Source organism: Clostridia bacterium (assembly GCA_017405765.1).
Classification (GTDB): domain Bacteria; phylum Bacillota; class Clostridia; order Oscillospirales; family RGIG577; genus RGIG577.
The window spans coordinates 59,465-66,608 of sequence record JAFQZS010000001.1 but is presented as its reverse complement, the minus strand read 5'-3'; the positions used below and the strand labels follow the sequence as shown (position 1 = coordinate 66,608).

Here is a 7,144-nt window from a genome sequence, read left to right as displayed (position 1 = left end):
TTGCAGCAATTCACGAATTTTCTCCCTCCGTGCTCGTTCCTCGGAACTGCGTTTTCTTCTGCTGCTCATAATTAAACCTCCAATATGGTGCTTCTATTTTACACCTTATCGGAGGTTTACACAATTTTCGGGACGGCCTCCTTATGAAAAACAAAGGGGGCGTGAAAACGCCCCCCTTGTTTTTTTACAGATCTCGTCCGCAGTATTCGCACTGCACCTTTTCGTCGGGCATCTTCTGAAGCGAAGCTCCGCATCCGGGGCAAATTACGGTCACCGGTCCCGTAAGGTCTTCGATTTGCGACGACTCGTTCAAAGGAAGAAGCAGACGGTCCGTATATTCATCAAATGCAAAGTTTTTCATGTATCCGCGGCGGGAAAGAGCTTTAAGCTTGGCTGCCGCATTCGTCGTATGAAGCGCTTCGTCAAGATTTGTAAGCTCGATGTATGGCTCTTTGGATGAGGCAAGCACGGCGCCGTATTTTTCGGCGGTCGATTTACGAAAGAAAATAAGACCTAAAAAGAATACGGGCAAAAGTATGATTATATCCATAACGACAGCAACAGGCACGTCGGGATTGCCGCTTTCTATATAATCACGCGTTACCGACAGAGCGGCAATGAAAAAAATCACGCACAAAAGTATAACGGGTACGGCCCATGCTGTGCTCGTTTTAGTTTTTTTTGTAATATAATTGTCGGCGGATTTGTGCTTCTTTGTACGCGAATAAGAAGCGTAACGGCTGTCTTGCCTGATATCTTCGGGAGCCTTTTTCATATGAATAGCCTCTTCCTTTTACTAGCTGCGCTTAAAAAACTTCACTGCCTCATCGACTACCGTTATCATCGCGGACGCAGGCTTGAACATGAAATGGTCTGTATCTTCTATTATAATAAGGGGTATGTCGAGTGCATTTGAAAATTCGCTGACCCACTCGAGCGGAACGTTTTTGTCTTTTGCGCCATGGATCATAACGAAGTCGCCCTGTCCTTTTTTAAGAAGATTTATGGGACGGTATTCTTTGAATTCCTCGTAGAGCTGCTTCATCATTTTGAGCGGGCGAAGCGGCCCTTTATCCAAAACGACGTACCCCTGCTCATTAAGCGTACGAAAAGCATCCGGCGCGGCGGCTCTCTCGATAACCTTTGCCATATCGACTGCGGCGCATCTTAAAAAAGCGCGGCGGCCTAAAGGCTTTCTCATTGCAAAATGAAGAAGCAGCGTATATGCGCCGAAGCTCGACGCAAAATATGCTATCTCAGCATCCGGCGAAATCGCGCGCACATGCTCTTCAACCGATGCAAGGTCGTCGAGACAGTTGCCCATCAAAAACTTTTCGCCGTCAACGGGGCTTTCATCATGACCGGGAAAGTCAAAGCAGATAGATGATATGCCTTCGTTTTCAAGTGCGGGTATAATTGCGGCAGTAGTTGGAGTATATTTCAAGCTGCGAAACTCATGTATGATTATTACGACAAGTCTGTCGCTTCCCGAAATGTTGTGAAGGCAGGGAATATCGTAGCCGTTTTTGCCTTTTATGAATTCTTTCTTCATTATATAATACCTCTCATTCCAAATTAGTAAAATACGCAATGGACAGCGCCGTTTTGATATGATATACTTCTTTTTCGGAAGGTGATACCATGAGACCGAGAAAAAGAAGAGGTCCCAATCCAAAGTATTGGTGGATATGGGCAATAGTAATAGTACTGCTTATCCTGCTTGCTAACAACACTATACCCAAGCTGGCAAGGGAGAACGCCGAAAAGGAAGCCGCAAGTCAGGCCGAAGCCCGCATTTGGCAGACGTATGATGATTTGTCCCTGACAGACGGATATCGTGATATGATATAATTATATCACGTCAGACGAGGCAATGAAAAGATGTTTTGTGAGAATATATTAAAAACAGGCCTTTTTTGAGAATAATTTTGTAAAATAAAATTATAATTTTACATAAAAAAGGCTTGCTTTTTAAGGCACCGTATAGTATACTAATTAGGCATGACAAGCGATGATGCGGGAGGTAGCTGCCCTTGCGGCAGGAAATTTCCGCGGAGTATGTCCGATTTTAAACCGGGCGACGTAAAAATTACTGTGCATATTATGGACTTATGCCCAAGGGCATATGCGCCCGCTGGTATGGCGATTCGTTTTTCGAACATTCCCCGGAATATTTGCGCCCTTGTGTGAAATTGCGGTTTTACGCAGGCGGCAGAGAGCAAATTTCCGGTTTGTTTATGTAAAAAGAAGAAACACCCGGATAAGTGTGCAGTGAGTTTTACCGTCGTACGAACAAAACAAACGTACGATTTTCAAGGAGGAAAAAATGGCACAGGAAAAAATCAGAATAAGACTCAAGGCGTATGATCATTTGCTTATCGACCAGTCTTGTGAAAAGATCGTTGAAACGGCAAAAAGAACGGGTGCAAGCATTTCGGGCCCCGTGCCGCTCCCCACTAAAAAGGAGATAATAACGATCCTTCGCGCAGTACACAAGTACAAGGATTCGCGCGAGCAGTTCGAGCTTAGAACCCACAAAAGACTTATCGATATCATAAAGCCGACGGCAAAGACCGTTGAAGCGCTTATGAGCCTCGACCTTCCCGCAGGCGTAGAAATAGACATAAAGCTTTAATTTCGGATGTTACGCTCTAGACTGATAGAGGACTGATATCCCCCTTATAAAGCTTACATGCTGCTTTTACAAAAAGCGGACAGGTCAAAGTCAAGTTGGCAAAAAGCCAACCAATAACTAATACGGAGGTAAGAAAATTGAAAAAGGCAATTATCGGCAAGAAAATCGGCATGACGCAGCTCTTTGCCGAGGACGGCAGAGTGATCCCCGTTACCGTGGTTTCGGCGGGTCCCTGCGTGGTAGTACAGAAGAAGGACCTTGAAAACGACGGCTACGAAAGCGTACAGCTCGGCTTCGAGGACATCCCCGAGAGAAAGGCAAACAAGCCCCAGAAGGGTCACTTCGCAAAGGCAGGCGCACCTTTAAAGCGTCACTTAAAAGAATTCAGGCTTGAGAACACCGCCGACATGAACGTGGGCGACGTTATAAAGGCCGACGTTTTCGCAGAAGGCGACAAGGTAGACGTAACGGGCATTTCCAAAGGTAAAGGCTATGCCGGCGTTGTAAAGAGATACGGCAACGCAAAGCTCCGTGCGACGCACGGTACGGGCCCCGTTCACCGTTCGGTAGGTTCGGTGGGCGCAAACTCTGACCCGAGCAGAATTTTCAAAGGCAAGAAGATGGCAGGACACATGGGCGCTGAGCAGGTAACTGTTCAGAACCTTGACATAGTAAAGGTAGATGCCGAGAACAACATACTTGTTATCAAGGGCGCTATCCCCGGACCTAAGGGCGGACTTGTTTATGTTAAGAATTCCGTCAAGGCCGGTGTCTGAGCCGAGATTAAGGGAAGGAGGAAAATTTAATGCCTAAGGTTGCTTTATATAATATGAAAGCGGAGCAAATAGGTGAAGTTGAATTAAACGAACTTCTTTTCGGCTCCGAAGTAAACGTTCCCGCCATGCACATGATGGTAAGAAATTACCTTGCTGCACAGCGTCAGGGCACACAGAGCGCTCTTACCCGCGGCGAGGTTGCCGGCGGCGGCAAGAAGCCGTGGCGCCAGAAGGGCACCGGCCGCGCAAGACAGGGTTCCACCCGCGCTCCTCAGTGGACTCACGGCGGCGTGGTATTCGCGCCCAAGCCGAGAAGCTATCGCTTCAGAGTAAACAAGAAATTGAGAAAGACGGCGCTTTACAGCGCGCTTTCGTCGAGAGCCGCATCGGGCGACGTTATCGTAATAGACGATATCACGCTGGAGGAATACAAGACTAAGAGCGTTGTTGCAATGCTCAAGGCTTTCGGAGTTGACAAGAAGGCGCTCATCGTTACCGATGGAACAAACGACAAGCTCGTTCGTTCGGCAAAGAACATCCCCGGCGTTTCCACGAGCATGGCTTCCAACATAAACACTTACAGCGTGCTGCTTCACAACAAGCTTATACTTACGAAAGCGGCGCTTGCAAAACTTGAGGAGGTGTACGCATAATGAAAAACGTATACGATGTAATCATTAAGCCCGTAATCTCCGAGGAGTCCATGATGGGTATTGCCGATAAGAAATATACTTTCTACGTTGACGTAAACGCCAACAAGGTCGAGATAAAAAAAGCCGTTGAAACGGTGTTCGGCGTAACGGTCAAGGACGTCAATACCATTAAGGTTTGGGGCAAAGAGAAGAGACAGGGCCGTTTCGTCGGCTATCGCCCGGACAGAAAAAAGGCCATCGTAAAGCTTACCGAAAACTCGAAGCCCATCGAATTCTTCGAGAGCATGATGTAAGCCCCAAAGTTTAAGTATTGAAAGAAGGAGAGACACGATATGGCAATCAAAAAGTACAACCCGACGACGCCCGGCAGACGCGGCATGACTGTCACGAACTACGACGGATTGTCCAAGGTTAAACCGGAAAAGAGCCTTTTGGATACCATAAAGAAAAATGCCGGCAGAAACTCTTACGGCAGAATCACTGTTCGTCATCGCGGCGGCGGCAACAGAAAGAAGTACAGAATAATAGATTTCAAGCGCAACAAGCTTGATATGCCCGCTAAGGTGCTCACGATCGAGTACGATCCCAACAGAACGGCGTTCATCGCGCTCATCGAATACGAGGACGGCGAAAAGAGATATATAATCGCTCCCCACGGTCTTGAAGTTGGCGACACGATATTAAGCTCCGAGCATGCGGACATAAAGACGGGCAACACGCTGCCCATCGCGAACATACCGGTAGGTACGTTCATCCACAATATAGAGCTTCACCCCGGTAAGGGCGCTCAGCTCGTGCGCGCAGCCGGCAACATGGCGCAGCTCATGGCTAAAGAGGGCAAGCTCGCTCAGGTCAGACTTCCTTCGGGCGAGGTTCGCTATATAAGAATCGAATGCAAGGCTACGATAGGGCAGGTCTCCAATATAGACCAGGAGAACGTGAACCTCGGCAAGGCCGGCCGCACGCGTCACAGAGGCATACGTCCTACGGTGCGCGGCGTAGTTATGAACCCGAACGACCATCCGCACGGCGGCGGTGAGGGCAAGTCCCCGATAGGACGTCCCAGCCCGGTCACTCCGTGGGGCAAGCCTGCGCTCGGTTATAAGACGCGCAACAAGAAGGCTAAGAGCAATAAGATGATCGTTAAATCGAGACATTCGAAGTAAGGAGGATAAGCTGGTGAGCAGAAGTACTAAAAAAGGCCCCTACGTTCAGGAAGTGCTGTTAAAGCGCATAAAAGAGATGAACGAAAGCGGCGATAAGAAAATTTTAAAGACCTGGTCGAGAGCCTCTACTATATTCCCTGATTTCGTAGGTCATACGATTGCGGTACATGACGGAAGAAAGCACGTTCCCGTATACGTTACCGAGGATATGGTAGGCCACAAGCTCGGCGAGTTCGCACCGACGAGAACTTACCGCGGTCATGCCGGCTCGAGAACTTCAAATAACGGCAAATAATCACCGGATCTGTTACGAGAGGAGGAAATTTTCATGGAAGCGAGAGCACATGCAAGATATATTCGTATGTCTCCCAGAAAAGTTAAGGCAGTAGCCGATCTCATCCGCAACAAGCCGGTGGGGGAGGCCATGACGATTTTAACGCTTTCAAAGCGTATAGCAAGAGAGCCGCTTATTAAGCTTTTAAAGAGCGCTATGGCAAACGCCGAGAACAACCATTCGATGGATGTTTCAAAGCTTTACGTAGCCGAGATTTTTGCAAATCCCGGCCCGACGTTAAAGCGCGTTATGCCGAGAGCACAGGGCCGCGCATACAGAATAAACAAGCGCACGTCCCACATCACCATCACACTGCGTGAGAAAGAGTAATAAGAAAAGGAGGTAGACCATGGGTCAGAAAGTTAACCCCGTAGGCTTCAGAGTAGGCGTTATTAACGACTGGGACTCCAAGTGGTATGCAAATAAGAAAGACTTCGGAGACACGCTCGTTGAAGACTACAATTTAAGAAAATATTTAAAAGAGCTTCTGTACGCTGCAGGAGTTGCAAAGATCGCTATAGAGCGTCAGGCAGGCGCTGACGCAGCTTCTGCAAGAGTTAAGATAAACATTCACTGCGCAAAGCCGGGTATAGTTATCGGCCGTCAGGGCGCAGAGATAGAAAAGCTCAAGGCCAACCTTGAAAAGATGCTTGGCAAGCAGGTTTCGATAAATATCGTTGAGATAAAGCGTCCCGAAACGAACGCACAGCTCGTTGCCGAGAGCATCGCATCAGCGCTTGAGCGCAGAGTAGGTTTCAGACGTGCGATGAAGCAGGCCATAGAGCGCGCCATGAAGATGGGCGTTAAGGGCATAAAGACTGCTGCATCGGGCAGACTCGGCGGCGCCGAGATAGCGAGAAGCGAGCACTATCATGAGGGCTCGATACCGCTGCAGACGCTGCGCGCCGACATCGATTACGGCTTTGCCGAGGCAAACACCACCTATGGTAAGCTTGGCATAAAGGTTTGGATATACAAGGGCGAAGTACTTCCCGATTCCAAGCGCACCGACGTTCGTCCCGAGCCCGCGCTTCCGCCTCAGGAGAGACGCGACAGACGCGACAGACGTGACAGACGCGATCGCCGCGACGGACACGACAGACGCGACGGAGACAGACGCAATAACTTCCAGAAGGGAGATGCTCGCTGATGTTAATGCCTAAGAGAGTTAAATACAGAAGAGTACACAGAGGCCGCATGAAGGGCAAGGCTTTAAGAGGCAACAAGGTCGTATACGGAGATTACGGTATTCAGGCTACGGAGCCGGCATGGGTAACGTCGAACCAGATAGAGGCTGCCCGTATTGCCATGACCCGTTATATAAAGAGAGGCGGTCAGGTTTGGATAAAGATATTCCCCGACAAGCCGGTGACCGAGAAGCCTGCCGAGACTCGAATGGGTTCCGGTAAGGGTTCGCCCGAGTATTGGGTTGCAGTCGTTAAGCCCGGCAGAGTTATGTTCGAGATTGGCGGAGTGAGCGAGGAAGTTGCTCGCGAGGCATTAAGACTTGCAAGCCACAAGCTGCCGCTCAAATGTAAATTTGTCAAGAAAGAGACTGCGGAAACGGAGGTTGAATAAGA

The 7,144-nt window shown here is 48.9% G+C and carries 12 protein-coding genes; 10 read left to right on the top strand and 2 right to left on the bottom strand.

Translation table 11 applies throughout. The annotated features are described in order from the left end of the window. Positions 1-184: 184 nt before the first annotated feature. Positions 185-775, bottom strand: a complete 591-nt coding sequence (locus IJG50_00420; protein MBQ3378312.1) for a hypothetical protein — start codon at positions 773-775, stop codon at positions 185-187. 21 nt (positions 776-796) lie between these two features. Next, positions 797-1,552, bottom strand: coding sequence for an alpha/beta hydrolase (locus IJG50_00415; protein ID MBQ3378311.1), 756 nt, complete (start codon positions 1,550-1,552; stop codon positions 797-799). A gap of 89 nt (positions 1,553-1,641) precedes the next feature. Between IJG50_00415 and IJG50_00410 the strand changes: the two genes are divergently transcribed. The 10 genes from IJG50_00410 (at position 1,642) to rplP (ending at position 7,142) form a co-directional block, all read left to right on the top strand. Next, positions 1,642-1,851 carry a hypothetical protein gene (locus tag IJG50_00410; GenBank protein ID MBQ3378310.1) on the top strand — a complete coding sequence of 70 codons (210 nt, stop codon included), beginning with the start codon at positions 1,642-1,644 and terminating at the stop codon, positions 1,849-1,851. Positions 1,852-2,326: 475 nt separating this feature from the next. Beyond that, positions 2,327-2,635, top strand: coding sequence for a 30S ribosomal protein S10 (gene rpsJ / locus IJG50_00405; GenBank protein MBQ3378309.1), 309 nt, complete (start codon positions 2,327-2,329; stop codon positions 2,633-2,635). Between the two features lie 137 nt (positions 2,636-2,772). After that, positions 2,773-3,411, top strand: a complete 639-nt coding sequence (gene rplC / locus IJG50_00400; GenBank protein MBQ3378308.1) for a 50S ribosomal protein L3 — start codon at positions 2,773-2,775, stop codon at positions 3,409-3,411. Positions 3,412-3,440: 29 nt separating this feature from the next. After that, positions 3,441-4,064 carry a 50S ribosomal protein L4 gene (gene rplD, locus IJG50_00395; GenBank protein ID MBQ3378307.1) on the top strand — a complete coding sequence of 208 codons (624 nt, stop codon included), beginning with the start codon at positions 3,441-3,443 and terminating at the stop codon, positions 4,062-4,064. After that, positions 4,064-4,357 (top strand): 50S ribosomal protein L23, encoded by a 294-nt coding sequence (gene rplW, locus IJG50_00390; GenBank protein ID MBQ3378306.1) that lies wholly within the window; start codon positions 4,064-4,066, stop codon positions 4,355-4,357. Before rplD ends, rplW begins: the two co-directional genes overlap by 1 nt. A gap of 39 nt (positions 4,358-4,396) precedes the next feature. Beyond that, the gene (gene rplB / locus IJG50_00385) at positions 4,397-5,230 is read left to right on the top strand and encodes a 50S ribosomal protein L2 (GenBank protein ID MBQ3378305.1); all 834 of its coding nucleotides are present in this window, start codon (positions 4,397-4,399) and stop codon (positions 5,228-5,230) included. A 13-nt stretch (positions 5,231-5,243) separates the two neighbouring features. After that, positions 5,244-5,525 carry a 30S ribosomal protein S19 gene (gene rpsS, locus IJG50_00380; GenBank protein ID MBQ3378304.1) on the top strand — a complete coding sequence of 94 codons (282 nt, stop codon included), beginning with the start codon at positions 5,244-5,246 and terminating at the stop codon, positions 5,523-5,525. Positions 5,526-5,558: 33 nt separating this feature from the next. Further along, on the top strand, positions 5,559-5,894 hold the full coding sequence (gene rplV, locus IJG50_00375; GenBank protein ID MBQ3378303.1) for a 50S ribosomal protein L22: 336 nt from the start codon (positions 5,559-5,561) through the stop codon (positions 5,892-5,894). Positions 5,895-5,913: 19 nt separating this feature from the next. After that, positions 5,914-6,714: a 30S ribosomal protein S3 gene (rpsC, locus tag IJG50_00370; protein MBQ3378302.1), complete on the top strand. Its 801-nt coding sequence runs from the start codon at positions 5,914-5,916 to the stop codon at positions 6,712-6,714. Then, positions 6,714-7,142, top strand: a complete 429-nt coding sequence (rplP, locus tag IJG50_00365; GenBank protein MBQ3378301.1) for a 50S ribosomal protein L16 — start codon at positions 6,714-6,716, stop codon at positions 7,140-7,142. Before rpsC ends, rplP begins: the two co-directional genes overlap by 1 nt. Positions 7,143-7,144: the final 2 nt, after the last annotated feature.

What these genes read in the sequence shown, in the direction of transcription:
- IJG50_00420 (MBQ3378312.1), bottom strand. Translation starts at nt 775, where the DNA reads ATGAAAAAGGCTCCCGAAGATATCAGGCAAGACAGCCGTTACGCTTCT.
- IJG50_00415 (MBQ3378311.1), bottom strand. Translation starts at nt 1,552, where the DNA reads ATGAAGAAAGAATTCATAAAAGGCAAAAACGGCTACGATATTCCCTGC.
- IJG50_00410 (MBQ3378310.1), top strand. Translation starts at nt 1,642, where the DNA reads ATGAGACCGAGAAAAAGAAGAGGTCCCAATCCAAAGTATTGGTGGATA.
- rpsJ (MBQ3378309.1), top strand. Translation starts at nt 2,327, where the DNA reads ATGGCACAGGAAAAAATCAGAATAAGACTCAAGGCGTATGATCATTTG.
- rplD (MBQ3378307.1), top strand. Translation starts at nt 3,441, where the DNA reads ATGCCTAAGGTTGCTTTATATAATATGAAAGCGGAGCAAATAGGTGAA.
- rplW (MBQ3378306.1), top strand. Translation starts at nt 4,064, where the DNA reads ATGAAAAACGTATACGATGTAATCATTAAGCCCGTAATCTCCGAGGAG.
- rplB (MBQ3378305.1), top strand. Translation starts at nt 4,397, where the DNA reads ATGGCAATCAAAAAGTACAACCCGACGACGCCCGGCAGACGCGGCATG.
- rplV (MBQ3378303.1), top strand. Translation starts at nt 5,559, where the DNA reads ATGGAAGCGAGAGCACATGCAAGATATATTCGTATGTCTCCCAGAAAA.
- rpsC (MBQ3378302.1), top strand. Translation starts at nt 5,914, where the DNA reads ATGGGTCAGAAAGTTAACCCCGTAGGCTTCAGAGTAGGCGTTATTAAC.
- rplP (MBQ3378301.1), top strand. Translation starts at nt 6,714, where the DNA reads ATGTTAATGCCTAAGAGAGTTAAATACAGAAGAGTACACAGAGGCCGC.